General features: G+C 69.0%; 11 protein-coding genes. 2 read left to right on the forward strand and 9 right to left on the reverse strand.

The window, feature by feature from the left end; genetic code table 11:
- Positions 1-13 precede the first annotated feature (13 nt).
- The 7 genes from AB663_RS08180 to AB663_RS08210 all read right to left on the reverse strand — a co-directional run bounded on the left by AB663_RS08180 (position 14) and on the right by AB663_RS08210 (position 8,655).
- Positions 14-1,444 (reverse strand): GH1 family beta-glucosidase, encoded by a 1,431-nt coding sequence (locus tag AB663_RS08180; RefSeq protein WP_067197811.1) that lies wholly within the window; start codon positions 1,442-1,444, stop codon positions 14-16.
- The gene (gene yicI, locus AB663_RS08185) at positions 1,441-3,672 is read right to left on the reverse strand and encodes an alpha-xylosidase (RefSeq protein WP_067197812.1); all 2,232 of its coding nucleotides are present in this window, start codon (positions 3,670-3,672) and stop codon (positions 1,441-1,443) included. The genes AB663_RS08180 and yicI overlap by 4 nt, the downstream gene beginning before the upstream one ends.
- On the reverse strand, positions 3,672-4,553 hold the full coding sequence (locus AB663_RS08190; RefSeq protein ID WP_083511168.1) for a carbohydrate ABC transporter permease: 882 nt from the start codon (positions 4,551-4,553) through the stop codon (positions 3,672-3,674). Before AB663_RS08190 ends, yicI begins: the two co-directional genes overlap by 1 nt.
- Positions 4,550-5,512: a carbohydrate ABC transporter permease gene (locus AB663_RS08195; RefSeq protein WP_067197816.1), complete on the reverse strand. Its 963-nt coding sequence runs from the start codon at positions 5,510-5,512 to the stop codon at positions 4,550-4,552. Before AB663_RS08195 ends, AB663_RS08190 begins: the two co-directional genes overlap by 4 nt.
- Positions 5,513-5,563: 51 nt before the next feature.
- Positions 5,564-6,871, reverse strand: coding sequence for an ABC transporter substrate-binding protein (locus tag AB663_RS08200; RefSeq protein WP_067197817.1), 1,308 nt, complete (start codon positions 6,869-6,871; stop codon positions 5,564-5,566).
- 119 nt (positions 6,872-6,990) lie between these two features.
- On the reverse strand, positions 6,991-8,004 hold the full coding sequence (locus tag AB663_RS08205) for a LacI family DNA-binding transcriptional regulator (RefSeq protein ID WP_067197820.1): 1,014 nt from the start codon (positions 8,002-8,004) through the stop codon (positions 6,991-6,993).
- Between the two features lie 192 nt (positions 8,005-8,196).
- Positions 8,197-8,655 (reverse strand): GNAT family N-acetyltransferase, encoded by a 459-nt coding sequence (locus tag AB663_RS08210; RefSeq protein ID WP_067197822.1) that lies wholly within the window; start codon positions 8,653-8,655, stop codon positions 8,197-8,199.
- A gap of 150 nt (positions 8,656-8,805) precedes the next feature.
- Between AB663_RS08210 and AB663_RS08215 the strand changes: the two genes are divergently transcribed.
- A complete protein-coding gene (locus AB663_RS08215; protein WP_067197824.1) occupies positions 8,806-11,025 on the forward strand; it encodes an NADP-dependent isocitrate dehydrogenase in 2,220 nt (739 codons plus the stop codon).
- Between the two features lie 170 nt (positions 11,026-11,195).
- Here the strand turns inward: AB663_RS08215 and AB663_RS08220 are convergent, their stop codons facing one another.
- Complete coding sequence (locus AB663_RS08220) at positions 11,196-12,701, reverse strand: L,D-transpeptidase family protein (RefSeq protein ID WP_232304510.1); 1,506 nt, start codon at positions 12,699-12,701, stop codon at positions 11,196-11,198.
- Between the two features lie 108 nt (positions 12,702-12,809).
- Positions 12,810-13,214, reverse strand: coding sequence for a RidA family protein (locus AB663_RS08225; RefSeq protein WP_067197825.1), 405 nt, complete (start codon positions 13,212-13,214; stop codon positions 12,810-12,812).
- Between the two features lie 25 nt (positions 13,215-13,239).
- On the opposite strand from AB663_RS08225, the gene AB663_RS08230 reads away from it, so the two are divergent.
- The gene (locus AB663_RS08230) at positions 13,240-16,527 is read left to right on the forward strand and encodes a family 20 glycosylhydrolase (protein ID WP_157540987.1); all 3,288 of its coding nucleotides are present in this window, start codon (positions 13,240-13,242) and stop codon (positions 16,525-16,527) included.
- The last annotated feature ends 49 nt before the right edge of the window (positions 16,528-16,576 follow it).

Raw genomic sequence — 16,576 nt, forward strand, 5'->3', positions numbered from 1 at the left:
TGCGCTCAGGCATTCACCGGGCGGGCGCGTTCACCGTGCGGGTCGCGATGAGCTCTCTGTACCAGTGCCCCGAGTCCTTCACGGTGCGTTCGAGGGTGTCGAAGTCGACGCGCACGATGCCGAAGCGCTTGGCGTAGCCGTATCCCCACTCGAAGTTGTCGAGCAGCGACCACACGAAGTAGCCGCGCAGGTCGACGCCGCGGCCGATCGCGCGATGCGCGGCGGTGAGGTGGCGCCGGAGGTAGTCGATCCGGTCGCCGTCGTGCACTGCGCCGCCGGGAGCGACCTCGTCGTCGAACGCCGCGCCGTTCTCGGTGATCATGAGGGGCTGCGCGGGGAACTGCTCCGACAGCGACACGAGCAGCTCTTCGAGCCCCTCCGGGGCGATGTTCCACCCCATCGCGGTGTACGGGCCAGGCTGCTCCACGAACTCGACGACGCTGTCGCTGCCCGGCCAGGCCGTGCCGCCCTCGGCGCCCTTGTGACCGTCGTTGTTCTGCTTCGGAGAGACCCCGTCCCACAGGCGCACGGTGGCTGTCGAGTAGTAGTTGACGCCCAGCACGTCGATCGGCTGGTTGATGGTGGCGAGGTCGCCGTCGCGCACGAACGACCAGTCGGTCACGGCCGCGGTGTCGGCGAGGAGATCGGCCGGATACTCGCCCCGCAGCATCGGGTGGGTGAACGCGCGGTTCGCCAGCGCATCGATGCGGCGCATCGCCTCGGCTGCGCCGTCGCCCTGACCGCGCAGCACATGGAAGTTCAGGGTCACCGAGTAGTCGGGGTCGCCGCTCGAGGTGGCCCGCAGCGCTTGCAGCGCTCGTCCGTGAGCGAGATTGAGATGATGCACCGCCGCGAGTGCGGATGCCGGTTCGTGCCGCCCCGGGGCGTGGCCGCCCTGTCCGTACCCGAGGTAGGCCGAGCACCACGGCTCGTTGAGGGTCGTCCACGTGTGCACGCGGTCACCGAGCGCCTCGCCCATGACTGCGGCGTATCGTTCGAAGGCGTCGGTGCTGGCGCGGGTTGTCCAGCCGCCGGCGTCCTCGAGGTATTGGGGGAGATCCCAGTGGTAGAGCGTCGCCACGGGGCGGATGCCGCGCTCGAGGAGTCCGTCGACGAGACGCGAATAGAAGTCGACGCCGCGCTGGTTCACCGCACCGTCGGCGGCGGGGACGATACGCGGCCAGGCGATCGAGAAGCGGTACGCCTCGAGCCCCAGGTCGGCCATGAGGTCGAGGTCCTGCTCGACCCGATGGTAGTGATCGCACGCGACGTCTCCGGTGTCGCCGTTCCACACGCGCCCCGGGGTGTGGCTGAACGTGTCCCAGATCGACGGCGTGCGGCCGTCCTCGGAGGCGGCTCCCTCGATCTGGTACGACGCCGTGGCCGAGCCGAACGTGAAGCCGTCGGGGAACGCGAGTCCCGATCCTCGGTAGTCGTCGGTCATCGGGTGATCTCCTCTCGGTCGGCGGTATAGGTGCGGGCGACGCCGTCGGGCGACGTGACGGTGACCGACGCCATGCCGGCCCCCCCGGGGAAGACCCGCAACCGGAGCCCGTCGTGGTAGTCGTAATCCGGGCGGTCCGAGCGGGCGCCCCAGGGGATGACCGCTCCCGGCCTGGCATACAGCGGCAGCGAGTCGAATCCGTGCGTCTCGCGCCGCCAGCGGCCGCCCTCCACGCTCTCACCCGTGAGCAGCGATGTCCAGGCCCCCGCAGGCAGATAGAACTCGACCTCGCCGTCGGGGTCGAACACCGGCGCCACGAGGAGCGACGAGCCCAGCATGTACTGACGGTCGAGATACCCGACAGCGGGGTCGTCGGGGAACTCCATCATCATCGGTCGCAGCACGGGCACGCCCGTCGTCGTGGCGTCGAGGCCCTGCTGGTACAGGTACGGCATGAGCTGCATCTTCAGGTGCGTGAACCGGCGGGTCACCTCGACAGCCTCCTCGTCGAACGCCCAGGGCACACGATACGAGCCGGAGCCGTGGAAGCGGGAGTGCGAGCCGAGCAGGCCGAACGCCGTCCAGCGCTTGAACACTCCGGCATCCGGAGTGCCCTCGAAGCCGCCGATGTCGTGGCTCCAGAACGCGAACCCGCTGAGCGCCAGCGACAGGCCGCCGCGCAGCGTCTCGGCCATCGACGCGTAGGTCGACGTCGAGTCGCCGCCCCAGTGCACCGGCATGCTCTGTCCGCCTGTCGTCGCGGAGCGGGCGAAGAGCACGGCTTCTCCTTCGCCGCGCGCGTCGACGAGAACCTCGTGCACGGCGCGGTTGTACAGGTGGGTGTAGAGGTTGTGCATGCGCTCGGGATCGCTGCCGTCGGCCCACACCACGTCGGTGGGGATGCGCTCGCCGAAGTCGGTCTTGAAGCAGTCGACGCCCTGATCCACGAGAGCGCGCAGCTTCGACTGGTACCACGCCGTTGCCTCGGGGTTCGTGAAGTCGACGAGGGCCATGCCGGCCTGCCAGAGGTCCCACTGCCAGATCGACCCGTCGGGCCTGCGCACCAGATAGCCGCGATCCGCAGCCTCCCGGAACAGGGCTGAGCGCTGACCGATGTACGGGTTGATCCACACGCACACCCGAAGGTCCTTGTCGTGCAGACGCGCGAGCATGCCGTCGGGATCGGGGAACACGCGCGCATCCCACTCGAAGTCGCACCAGGTGAACTCGCGCATCCAGAAGCAGTCGAAGTGGAACACCGACACCGGCAGCTCGCGCGCGGCCATCTCGTCGATGAAGGAGTTCACGGTCTTCTCGTCGTAGTCGGTGGTGAAGCTCGTCGACAGCCACAGCCCGTACGACCAGGCCGGCACCACGGGTGCCCGGCCCGTGAGCGCGGTGTAGCGACTCAGCACCTCCTTCGGGGTGGGGCCGGCGATGACGAAGTACTCCAGGGCCTCTCCGGAGACCGAGAACTGCACGCGCTCGACGGCCTCCGAGCCGATCTCGTACGACACGTGACCCGGGTCGTTCACGAGCACGCCGTAGCCGCGGTTGGAGAGATGGAAGGGCACGCTCTTGTAGGCCTGCTCGCTCGACGTGCCGCCGTCGGCGTTCCAGACCTCCACGGTCTGCCCGTTCTTGACGAGCGGTCCGAAGCGCTCGCCGAGGCCGTAGATCAGCTCGCCGACGCCGAGGTCGAGCTGTTCGTGCATGAAGGCGGATGCCGCGGGCACCCCGGCGTCGTAGTGGCGGTTGCCGACGACGCCGGAGTCGACTGCCGCGTCAGGGGCGACGCGCATGTAGCCCTGGGCGCGGTGTCCGCTGCCGGTCACCCGGCGTCCGTTCACGTCGAACGACAGGTTCCACGGGGCGCCGGGGGCGATCCGCGCGACCAGCGAGCCGGCGTCGAGCACGCCTCCCGCTTCCGACACCGACGCCGACCCGGCGCCGTTGCCGGCTCCAGGCAGTTCGAAGCCGTCGTGCCGGCGCGATCCGGCGTGGTGCTCGATGCGCACCCGGATCACGCCCTCGGCGGGGGAGGAGAGCGTCGTCGTCAGCACGGGGCGGTTGAGCGTGTCTCCCCGCGAGGCGATGACCTTGGTCGGCGCCGTGATGACGAGGCCGTCGCCGTCGGGCGTGACGGTCGTCTCGATGTCGTACGCCTCCTGGGCGTACAGCGCCGTCACGCCGGGGCGCACCTGCCAGAAACCATCGGTGAACTTCATTACTTGACTGCTCCTGCTGTGATGCCGCGCGTGAGGGTGCGCTGGAAGATGAGGAAGAAGATGAGCGTCGGGATGATGCCGAGCAGCGCCGAGGCACTGGTCGTGGTGACGTCCATGAGGCGGTCGCCCTGCAGCACGCTGATGGCGACGGGCACCGTCTGGTTGTCGTTCGACGCGAGGAACGTGAGGGGGATGAGGAATTCGTTCCACGTCCAGATGAAGAAGAAGATGAGGAGCACCGACAGCGTCGGACGGCTGATCGGGAACACGACGCGCCACAGGATCTGCCAGCGGTTCGCGCCGTCGAGCGACGCGGCCTCGAGCACCTCCTTGGGGAATGTGCCGTAGACCGACGAGAGCAGGTAGGTGCCGAACGCCGCCTGGATAACCGTGAACACGATGATCACCGACCACACGTTGTCGTACAGGCCGACCGACTTGAACATGTAGTACAGCGGGTAGAGCAGCGCCTCCTGCGGGAGGAGGTTCGCGAGCAGGAACAGCAGCACGATCCACGTGCGCCCGCGCACCCGGCCGATGCCGATGGCGAAGGCGTTGAGCATCGAGATGAGCACGGCCAGCACAGCGACGATGCCGGAGATGAAGACCGAGTTCCACACCTTCTGCGGGAAGTTCACCCGTTCCCAGAACTTCACGATGCCGGTGAGGTCGAGCTCCTGCGGCAGCGCGAGCGGACCGGAGTTCGCATAGTCGACGGGCGATTTGAACGAGTTCACGAGCACGAGATAGAACGGCGCGATGACGAGCAGCGCGCCGACCACGACGAGCGCGAGCAGGAGCCAGTCGACGCCGCGCTTGCGGGTCATGCCGCCTCGGGCCCTGCCAGGCTTTCCGGTGACGATCGCAGTGGTGGCGCTCACAGCCCCGCCCTCTCTTTCCGTTCGATCGAGTTCTGCACGCGGATGAACACGATCGACACGATCACGACGACGATCGTCAGCACCGTGGCGATGGTGGCTCCGTAGCCGATGTTCCGCTTGGTGAAGAACTCCTGGTACGCGTAGTAGGCGGGCACCAGGGTGGCGCCGGCAGGCCCTCCGCGCGTGATGATGTAGACGGGTCCGAAGACCTTGAGCGCCGCGATGGTGCAGGTGAGCGTGACGACGAAGATCTCCGGGCGGATGATGCTCATCGTGATGGCGGAGAACCGCTGGAACCAGTTGGCTCCGTCGAGCTCCGCCGCCTCGTAGAGCTCGGGGTCGACGCGCTGGAGCGCAGCCATGAAGACGACGACCGGGTAGCCGATCTGCACCCAGACCATGACCACCATGAGCACGATGACCGCGGACGGCATCTGGCCGAGCCAGTCGACGGCGGGGATGCCGAACCACCCGAGGATCTGGTTCAGCGCTCCGTCGTCGCCCGGGCGCACGATCCAGCCGATGACGATGCCCGCCACCGCGATGGGCAGGATCTGCGGGAGGTAGTAGGTCGCGCGCAGGAAGCTGCCGACCCGACCGCCGAACTTGCGGCCGATGACGTCGAACAGCAGGGCGGCGACGATCAGTCCGACGACGGTCGGCACCACGACCATCGCGAGGATCATCCACACCGAGTTGGTGAACGAGGTCCAGAAGTCCTCGTCGGAGAACAGCTTCTGCCAGTTCCCGAGCCCGATGAACTCCGGTGCGCGCACCCCTTTCCAGCGCGTGAACGTCAGGTACGCGTTCCAGACGAGGGGGATGAGCACGACCACCAGCAGCAGGACGAAACCGGGCAGCAGATAGAGCCAGTAGGCCCCGGTGCCGCCGGATCGCTGAGGGATCGAGGGCTGTTCGGGCGGCAGCACGGTGCGGCCCGCACGGGTGTCACGTGTCATGGTCACCTTCCGGGAGGGCCGGCGCCGCGTGGACGCCGGCCCCTCAGCGGATCAGCGGAAGTCCGCGGTTCCTTCGTCGTAGGCGTCGCCGAGGTTGGCGGCCGTGGTCTCGGCATCCTGCGCGCCCGTGATGAGACCCTGGAGCTCCTGCACGATGACGTCGTAGAAGCCCGGTGCGGGCCAGTCGGGGTAGAACGACAGGCCGTCCTGGTCGAGGATGCCGTTGAAGGTCGAGATCAGCTCCGAGCTCTTCGGATCGGTGATGTCCGCGGCATCCGCGGCGACCGGCAGGCCGCCGTTGTTGCCGATGATGGCCTGGATCTCGGGCCGCATCGTGATGTCGATGAAGGTGTAGGCGAGGTCCTTGTTCGCGGCGTTCTCCGGGACCACCCAGAGGTTGCCCGACGAGCCGAGCGACAGGTCGGCCCCGGGGAAGGCCGTCATCGTCCAGTCGAAGCCGGTGGCTTCGGTGACGAACCTGCCGTACCACCACGACCCCGACACGAAGATCGGCGCTGTTCCGTTGATGAAGGACACGCCGGCGTCCTCGGCCTTGATGGACGAGACGTCGGAGGCGATGTAGCCCTTGTCGACGTACTCCTTCAGCGTCTCGGTGGCGTACGTGATCTCCGGACCCTGCCAGTCGACGGGGTTCTTGTACAGCTGGTAGTCGTCGACGAAGCCGCGGTCGCCCTTCAGCAGCGCGAGCTGATACCAGAGCTGTCCGAGCGGGTACTCGGCACCGGCCTCGGCGAGCGGTGTGATCCCCTTCGCGACGAACGCGTCGAGCACGTCGACGAACTCGTCGTACGTGGTGGGGATCTCGAGACCTGCGGCGGCGAACGCGTCCTTGTTGTAGTACACGCCGACGAACTCGCCGTAGTTCGGGATGCCGTACCAGGTGTCGCCGCCCATGACGCCGTCGTCGGAGTACTTCGCGGTGGTCTGCAGCGACGGCGCGAGCTTGTCGGCCCAGCCGTACTCGTCGACGGCATCGGAGATGTCGCTGATCAGACCGGTGGATGCCAGGAAGCCCGCCGTCGCGTTGCCCTTGTTGAACTCCATGAGGTCGGGCGCGGCATCCGTGTCGAGCACCTGGCTGGCCGTCTTCTGGATCTGCTCGAACGACTTCTCCTCGAACTCGACGGTCGCTCCGGTCTCCTCTTCGAAGACCTTGATGGCCTCGGCCCAGGCCTTGCCCATCGCGCTGTCTTCGCTCTCGTAATGCCACAGCTTGAGGGTCTGGCCGTCGCCGCCCTCCTCTGCGCCGCCTGCCGTGCATCCGCTCAACGCGATGCCGGTCGCTGTCAGCGCCGCCAGCGCGGTCAGGGTCTTGGTCCTGCGGGTGGTGCGTGCCATCGTCGGCACTCCTTTCTCGATGGCCCTGTCGGGCCGGACACTGCGGTGTGTGGGTGTTCAGTTGTCGCGTGGTCGAAGCGTTTCGATTCAACGCGTGCGCGTCCGCTCCCGACGGTGCGTCACTCCCGGGGCGGGACGACGGATCCGGCCGCGCGGTACTCGGGTGGAAGAAGGTGGATCGCCGCGGGCGTGCGCGGTTCCTCGAGCAGCTGCATCGCGAGCTCGACGGCGCGTTCGCACGACTGCTGGGGGACCAGGGGGATGGTGTCGACCGGCACGCTGAGGGTCGAGGTGTCGAACGATGCTGCAGCCGAGACGAGGGAGACGTCGGTGCCCACGGCGAGCCCGCTGTCGGCCACGGCCGCGAGCACCGCCTCGTGCGCGTCGTCGACCGCGTGCACGATGAAAGCGCGCTCGCCGCGTTCGAGTGCCGCAGCCGCCGAGTCGCGCACAGCGCCGAAGTCGGTCGACACCGCTCCGGTGGTGATCCAGTCGACCGACACCCCGCGCTCGACGCCGCGCTCCTGCACGCCGTGCAGCAGCCGCCGAGGGAAGTTCGAACGGCGGTAGGCCGTCTCGGTCTGCCCGAAGAGCGTGACGCTCCGATGGCCTGCATCGGCCAGTCGATCGACGGCGAGCCCGCCGGCCGATTCGAAGTCGAGGTCGACGCAGGTGAGGCCCTCGGCGTCGTCGGGGATTCCGATGAAGACCGTCGGGGTGCGGATGCTGCGGGCGATGCTCGCCCGCTCGTCGTCGGGTGCCACGTCGAGCACCAGGATCGCGTCGACGAGGTTGCTCGCTGTCACGCGGTTCATGCCTTCCGCCGTCTGCTCGTCGGTGAGCAGCAGGATGTCGTAGCCGCGGCGCCGAGCGGCGACGGCGGTGGCGAGCACGAACGCCATGTGCGTGGGGGCGTGGGTGTCGGCGCGCAGCGGCTCGGTGAGCGCGAAGATGTTCGTCCGCCGACCCGCGAGCATGCGGGCGCCGGCGTCTGGCTGGTATCCGAGTTCGGCGGCGGCGGCCTCGATGCGGCGGCGGGTCTTCTCCGAGATGGGGCGCTTGCCGCTCAACGCGTAGGACACGGTGCTGATCGACACGCCGGCGGCCTGTGCCACCTCGTGGATCGTCGCCATCGTGACTCCCTCGTCGTCCGGTTCATCGAAGCGCTTCGCTTGCGCCTTCAGCGATGGTAGACGCGACAGCAGGTCGCGCGCAAGGGTTTTGTCGTTTGTTCCAACAAAACGCGTGCGATGCCACGCCGTGACGCGCGGGCGGAGGGCGACGAGGTCTCGATGGGGGAGGGGATTCGAGACCCCGCCGCCGGCTTAGGAGGGTACCCGGATCTCGGCGATGACTTCGCCGTAGGCGGTCTCGCCCACCGGGGTGAACCCGACGCGGAGGAAGAAGTTCTCGGGGCCGCCTTCTCCGGCCTCGTAGATGACGTTGACGTGGTCGAAGCCCCGGGAGCGCGCCTCGTCGACGAGGGCCTCGACCGCGAACCGTCCGACGCCGCGGCCCTGGTCGTCAGCGTCGACGTTGATGCGCCACAGGACGGAGCGGAAGTGCTCCTCCGGGGCCTCAGGGTCGAAGTTCGCACTCACGAACCCGACGACCTCGTTGCGATCGAGGATGACGCGCTGCCAGGAGGTGGCAGGATTCACCACGGTGGCGGCGATGCCGTACGACACCGGGGCGAGGAACTGTTCCTGTCCGGGCTTGAGCGACAGGTTGTTCACGGCGACGATCGTCGCAGCGGAGAGTTCGACCATGCGCAGTTCGGACATGAACTAAGGCTAACGCCTCAGCGGCGGCAGCACACGAAAACCGCGACACAATCCACGCACGCCGCGAGCGAACACCGCCGCCCACGGCGTCAGGGCCGCTCAGGTATCTTGGTATCGAGACAAATCGCCACGTGAACGGAGAACCTCCCGGTGACCGACGACGCCATCATCTACACCTACACCGACGAGGCTCCGGCTCTCGCCACCGCCTCCTTCCTCCCGATCATCCAGGCATACACCGGCCAGGCGGGCATCGAGGTCGAGACCCGCGACATCTCGCTGGCCGGTCGCATCCTCGCGGCCTTCCCGCAGAAGCTCACGCCCGAGCAGCAGGTCGGTGACGCACTCGCCGAGCTGGGCGGTCTGGCCACCCTTCCGCAGGCGAACATCATCAAGCTGCCGAACATCTCGGCATCGATCCCGCAGCTGAAGGCGGCCATCGCCGAGCTGCAGGCGAAGGGCTACGACATCCCCGACTTCCCCGATGAGCCCTCCACGCTCGAGGAGAAGGACGTGCGTGCGCGCTACGACCGCATCAAGGGCTCCGCCGTGAACCCCGTGCTGCGCGAGGGCAACAGCGACCGCCGCGCGCCGCTGGCGGTCAAGAACTACGCGAAGAAGCATCCGCATCGCAACAAGCCCTTCGCCGACGGGTCGAAGACGCGCGTCGCGACGCTCGGTCACGACGACTTCAAGAACAACGAGCGCTCCTGGGTGGCCGCCCACGACGACGTGCTGACCTTCCGCCACACGGCGAAGGACGGCACCGTGACGGTGCTCAAGGAGGGGCTGAAGGTCCTCCCGCGCGAGATCATCGACGCGACCTTCCTGTCGGCATCCGCGCTCGACGCGTTCCTCGCCGAGACGCTCGAGCAGGCGAAGAACGACGACGTGCTCTACTCGGTGCACCTCAAGGCGACGATGATGAAGGTCAGCGACCCGATCATCTTCGGCCACGTCGTCAAGGCGTTCTTCAAGGACGTCTTCGACCAGTACGGCGCAGAGCTCGCCGAGGCCGGGCTGAGCGCGAACGACGGTCTCGGGTCGATCCTCGCGGGTCTGTCGAACGTGGCGAACGGCGACGAGATCGCCGCGGCGTTCGACCGCGCGATCGCCGAGGGGCCGCGGCTGTCGTACGTGAACTCCGACAAGGGGATCACGAACCTGCACGTGCCCAGCGACGTGATCGTCGACGCCTCCATGCCCGCGCTCGTGCGCAACGGCGGCAAGCTGTGGGGCAAGGACGGCGAGGAGGCCGACACCATCGCGGTGATCCCCGACTCGTCGTACGCCGGCGTCTACCAGGCTGTGATCGACGACGTGATCGCGAACGGCCCGCTCGACCCCGCGACGATCGGCACCGTGCCCAACGTCGGCCTCATGGCCCAGGCGGCCGAGGAGTACGGCAGCCACGACAAGACGTTCGAGATCGCCGCCCCCGGCGTCGTGCAGGTGCTCGACAGTGAGGGCACAGTGCTCATCGAGCACGAAGTGGAGGCCGGCGACATCTGGCGCGCCACGCAGACCAAGCACATCCCGGTCATGGACTGGGTGAAGCTCGCCGTCACGCGTGCCCGTGCGACCGGCGCGCCCGCGGTCTTCTGGCTCGACGCCAACCGCTCTCACGACGCGCAGATCATCGCCAAGGTGCATCAGGCGCTCGCGACGCTCGACACCAAGGGGCTCACCATCACGATCCTCGCCCCCGAGGAGGCCACGCGGTATACGCTGGCGCGCATGCGTCACGGTCTCGACACCATCTCGGTGACGGGCAACGTGCTGCGCGACTACCTCACCGACCTGTTCCCGATCCTCGAGGTCGGCACGTCCGCGAAGATGCTCTCGATCGTCCCGCTGCTCGCCGGTGGTGGCCTCTTCGAGACGGGTGCCGGCGGCTCGGCGCCCAAGCACGTGCAGCAGCTCGTCGAGGAGAACTACCTGCGGTGGGACTCGCTGGGCGAGTTCTTCGCTCTCGCCGCGTCGCTCGAGCACTTCGCCGACCGCACGGGCAATGAGAAGGCCCGCGTGCTGGCGGAGACGCTCGATGCCGCCACCGGCACCTTCCTGGAGGAGGACCGTTCGCCCGGGCGTGCCCTCGGCACGATCGACAACCGCGGCAGCCACTTCTACCTGAGCCTGTACTGGGCGCAGGAGCTGGCGAAGCAGAGCAAGGACGCCGAGCTGGCAGCGGCCTTCGCGCCGGTGGCTGAGGCGCTCACCGCGAACGAGCAGAAGATCGTGTCGGAGCTGAACGCGGTGCAGGGGCAGAAGGCCGAGATCGGCGGCTACTACCGCCCCGACGACGCCCTCGTCGCGGCGGTCATGCGTCCGTCGGCCACACTCAACGAGATCATCGACGCGCTGCGCTGAGAGCTCTCACGACGACGGGCCGGATGCCGTGGGCATCCGGCCCGTCGTCGTCGTGAGTGCCGCTCTCGCCGTGAAACGAGCGTCGATCGGAGGCGGACGTCGATGAGCGGCGCGGGTCGATCAGCGGTGGACGTCGATGAGCGGCGAGCGTCGATCAGGCATGACGTCGATCAGCGGTGGACGGAGACCTCGAGGCCGACCGGCGCCCAGTCGTAGACGTACTTGGCGACGTCGATGGGCATGTTGACGCAGCCGTGGCTCATCGGTGTGCCGAAGTTGCTGTGCCAGTAGGTGCCGTGGAACGCCTCGTCGCCGTTGAAGTACGTGACCCAGGGCACGTCTTCGGTGACGTACTTCGTCCCGTCGGGGTTGCTGCCCCTCATGTCCTGCATCCGCACGTGGGCGTAGACCTTGAAGTTGCCGACGTCCGTCGGTGTCCCTGCCCGTCCGGAGGAGATCTTCCACGACTTCACGACCGCGCCGTTCTCGTAGAGGGTGGCGGTCTGCGCGCTGAGGTTGACGTCGATGGTGCGGAACAGGTTGACCGACTGGAACGGCGTCTCGGTGACCGTGAGCGCGTAGACGCCGTCTCCGGACTCGAGCTGGGCGGCGAATTCCGAAGCGATGCCCGACGTGTCGCCGAGAGTGCGTCCGTTCACGCCGGCCGTCTCCTCGCGGAGCACCTTTCCGTCCGAGTCGACGATGTTCGCGGCATTGACCGGCGCCCGGTCGACGAGCGCGGGCAGCCCGTCGACGGTGGCCTGGATGGCCTTTTCGTCGGCCACGATGCGCAGTTCGCCCTCGTCGTCGACGATGCTGATCCAGCTCGCGGCGGTCGCCGGGTCGACGGGGACCGTGCGCTCGTCTCCGACGTAGAAGCCGATCGTTCCCAGCATGGAGTTCAGCGACGTCGCCACGGCGGCGGCGTCGTCGTCCGTCACGGCGGGGGCGGCCGGGGGCGGGTCGCCCGAGAACTCCAGCGACCGCCCGCCGTCGGCGAGAGTGTCTGTGATCGCGGCGGTGAGGTCGGCGACGTCGATCGCGGTGCCGGCCTCACCCGGAGTGACCACGTAAGTCCCGGAGGCGCTGTCGAAGGAGACCGATGCATCCACCGGATCGTCGAAGCTCGACGGCACGGCGGCGCGCAACGCGTCATCGGCCTTGTCGGGATCGAGGGTGATGGTGCCGGGCACGGTCGCACCCCACGCGGTGACGTTCCACATCGGATGGTTCGCGAACGCGTCGTCGGCGAGAGCACGCGCGTCGATGGCGGCACCGAGGTCGGCGCCGGTCAGCACCGCGTCGTCGCCGGCGCCCGTGAGGGTCACCTCGGTCTCGGCGAGGTGCGAGCTGATCGCATCCGCCGCGGCGCCCGGCGTCATCCAGCCGACGGGGATGCCGGCGACCGTGGTCCCCGGCGCGATGAGGATCATCGACGCGGCTCCGGCGCCGAGCAGGAGCACGCCCGCACCGATGCCGATCCAGAGGCCGAGGTGCTTCTTGCGCGGGGTCGGTTCGATCGGCGCCCAGGCGAGAGGCTGGTCGCCGCCGGTCGGCGGAAGCGCTTCGGTGGGAGCATCGCCGGACGAGATGGTGGCGATGAGCCCGTCACCGGATGCGGCCGTGTCACGCAGTTTCTCTGTCGCTGCGCCCGGCGCTGATATCAGATCGGTCACGAACTTCACCCCCCGGTCTTCAAACGTGTCCTCTACCGCTAATGGTACGGGATCGCAGGTAACGAAGAGGCAACGGAAACCGCCGGGTGGCCAGGGGGTTTCCGAGGTTCAGTCGACCACGGCCAGCGCATCGATCTCGACGAGCATCTCCTCCCGCGGGAGTCCGGTGAAGACCGTGGTGCGCGAGGGCAGGACACCGCTCGGCGTGTGCGCGGTGACGAAGGCGCCGTACGCCTCGTTCATGGTCGCGAAGTGGTCGCGCGAGGTGAGGTAGACGCGCAACATGACCACGTCGTCGAAGGTGGCGCCCGAGGCCTCGACGATGGCCTTCACGTTCTCGAGCGTGCGGGTGGTCTGCGCTGCGACGTCCCCGAGGAACACGTACTCGTTCGTCTCCGGATCGACGGGACCCTGGCCCGACACCTGGACGATCGGGCCCTTGCGGACGCCCTGCGAGAAGGTGTGAGCGGGGGCGGGGGCGGCGTCGGTCGAAACCCGGATCTTCGCAGTCATGAAACCAGCCTAGTAGCGTTGTTAGATGCCTCAACAAATTCCCCGGACGCCGCCGGGTGACGTGCAGCTGAGCTCTGAGAAGCCGGTGCGGGTCTATCGGCACGCCACCGTGATCGATGGAACGGGCTCCCGGCGCTACCGTGCGGACGTGGCCGTGGAGGGCGCGCGGATCGTGGCGGTGCGTCGCGAGGGTTCCGGCGGCTCGTTCGGTCTGCCGCCCGGAGCCGTGGAGATCGACGCGAGCGGGCTGGTGCTGGCGCCGGGGTTCATCGACATGCACGCGCACAGCGATCTCGCGGTGCTGAACGGCGCCGCGCACGACGCGAAGATCCTGCAGGGCGTGACCACCGAGGTGATCGGGCAGGACGGCCTCGGCTATGCGCCGCTCGACGACGCCGTGGCATCCGTCATCCCCGTGCAGATCGCGGGCTGGAACGGGCCGGCGGATTCCGTGCCGTGGCGCACCATCGGCGACCTGCTCGCCGCAGTCGACGCCGCGGCAGCCGGAAACGTCGCGCTGCTGGTGCCGCAGGGCAACCTGCGGATGATGGTGGTCGGACACGAGAACCGGCGCGCGACGCAGGACGAGGTCGACGCGATGTGCGCGCTGCTCGCGGCCGGCCTCGACGCCGGCGCGTTCGGCATGTCCAGCGGTCTCACCTACACCCCCGGCATGTACGCCGACACGGCCGAGCTCGAGGCGCTGTGCCGGATCGTCGCGGAGCGGGGAGGATACTGGGCTCCGCACACCCGCAGCTACGGCGGCGCTGCGCTCGACGCCTACCGCGAGGCGCTGGACATCGGCCGCCGGACGGGGTGTCCTATCCATCTCACGCACGCGACCATGAACTTCGCCACCAATCGCGGGCGCGCGGGCGAGTTGCTCGCACTCATCGACGAGGCGATCGCCGACGGCGTCGACGTGACGCTCGACACCTACCCCTATCTGCCCGGGGCGACGACGCTCTCCGCCCTGCTGCCCAGCCGGCTCGCGGAGTCGGGCGACCTGCTGGCGACGATCCGCGGCCTCGGCCCCGCCGAGCGCGAGGCGGTGCGGGTCGAACTCGAAGACCTCGGCTGCGACGGCTTCCACGGCGAGCGGGCGGACTGGAGCGCGATTCAGATCGCCGGGACCTCGGCCCCGGAGCTCGCACCGCTCGTCGGGCGCACGATCACGGAGATCGCAGAGTCGTCGGGCCGGGCCGCCATCGATGTGGTGCTCGACACGATCGTGGCGGACGGCGGCACGACGAGCATCCTCATGCACATCGGCGATGAGGACAACGTGCGCGCCATCATGCGGCATCCGCGCCATTGCGGTGGGAGCGACGGCATCCTCGTCGGCGCGCGCCCGCATCCCCGTGGCCGGGGCACCTTCGTGCGCTACCTCGGCCACTACGCGCGGGATCTGGGTGTGCTGTCGCTCGAGGAGGCCGTGCGTCACCTCGCCGGCACGCCCGCGGCTCGGCTGGGGCTCGATCGCGGTGACGCGCCGCGCGGTGTCATCCGGCCCGGCGCCGTCGCCGACCTCGTGCTGTTCGATCCGGATGCCGTCGCGGCAGGAGCCACGTTCGAGGCGCCGTTCGAACCTCCGGTCGGGGTGATCGAAGTGCTCGTCGGCGGCGTGCCGGTCGTGCGTGACGGCGCCGTGACCGGCGAGACGCCGGGGCATGCACTGCGGATGCCGCCGCCTCCGCATCGCGCCACCGTCCCGCTCGTGCACGTGGAGATCGACCCGTCCGCGGCCCCGTTCGTGTGGGACGCGCGCACGTCCGTCGTGGGCGACGATGCCCTTGCTGTGAGCGCGGCCCGTCTGCGTGGCGCCGAGCCGGCCCCGGACGCCCCGGCGATCGAGCTCGTCGTCGACCCGTCGGTGGGCGAGCAGGCCGAGGCGGCCGGGCGTGTGGCTGCGGAGGCGTTCCGGCTCACGGTCACGGCGGAGCGGATCGAGGTGGCGGGAGCGACTCCGGAGGGCGTGTTCCGCGGGGCGACCGTGCTGCGACAGCTGCGCGAGCCAGGGGCGGAGAGCGCGCGCATCCCGGCGGGCAGGTGGGAAGGCAGCCCCGCGTACCGCTGGCGCGGAGTCATGCTCGACGTCGCCCGTCACCTCCGTCCGGCGGACGACGTGCGCCGGCTGATCGATCTGCTGGCGGACCACCACCTCACGGTGCTGCACCTGCACCTCACCGATGATCAGGGGTGGCGGTTCGAGGTGCCCGGATACCCGCGGCTGACCACCATCGGCGCGCGGCGGGAGGCGACGCAGCGGGGGCATGGCCCGCAGGCGACGGTCGAGTCCGGCGTGCACGAGGGCCACTACACGGATGCCGAGCTGCGCGAGCTCGTGGACTATGCGGCGGCGCGTTTCGTGACGATCGTGCCGGAGGTCGAGCTGCCCGGTCACATCCAGGCGGCGCTGGCGGCGTACCCGGAGCTGGGGAACGCGGATGTGAGCGAACCGGCATCCGGACCGTGGGAGCGCTTCGGCGTGAACGCCCGCACCCTCGCGCCGACGCAGGCCGCACTGGAGTTCGGGCGTGCCGCGATCGACGCTCTGTGCGACCTGTTCGACTCGCCGTGGATCGGCATCGGCGGCGACGAGGTGCCCGTCACCGAGTGGGAGCGGAGCGCTGCGGCGGCCGAGCGCATGCGCGAGCTGGGCCTGCGCACGGCCCATGAGGTGCAACCGTGGTTCACCGCGCAGTTCGTCGAGCACGTGCGCAGCCGCGGGCGCACCGCACTCGCGTGGGACGAGGTGCTCGAGGGCGACGTGCCCGACGGCGTGGCGATCCTGGCATGGCGCGGCCCCGTCGCGATGCGCGAGGCTCTCCGTCGCGGTGTGCCGGTGATCGCGTGTCCCGACCTCGCTGTCTACCTTGACTACCCCCAGTCGGAGTCCGAGGAGGAGCCCATCCGCGTCGGCCCGCCGCTGACGCTCGAGCGCACGTACTCGCTCCGCGTCGAGCCGGGTTCTCTCGGAGGCCAGGCGAACGTCTGGACCGAGCATCTGCCGACGCGTGATCGGGTGGATTTCGCGATGTTCCCCCGTCTCGCCGCCGTCGCCGAGCGGCTGTGGATCGGGGGAGAACCCGGCGAGGTGGAGGGCTTCCTCCGGCGCGTGCTCGTGCACCTTCGACGACTCGAAGCCGCAGGCGTGCGGTATCGTCCTCTCGACGGTCCGACGCCCGCGCAACGCCGGCCGGGTGTGCCGGGCAAGCCGCTCACGGTGAGCCAGCGCGAGTCGATCGTGGAGGGGCTCGTGGCGCGCCTCATGGAGCGGGCCGCGTCGACACCGGCGGGCACGGCAGAATAAAGTAACGTTTCGGTAACCCTGCATCGCGCGCGCGGCGCGGGGGTTGCGC

Source organism: Microbacterium sp. XT11 (assembly GCF_001513675.1).
Lineage (GTDB): Bacteria > Actinomycetota > Actinomycetes > Actinomycetales > Microbacteriaceae > Microbacterium.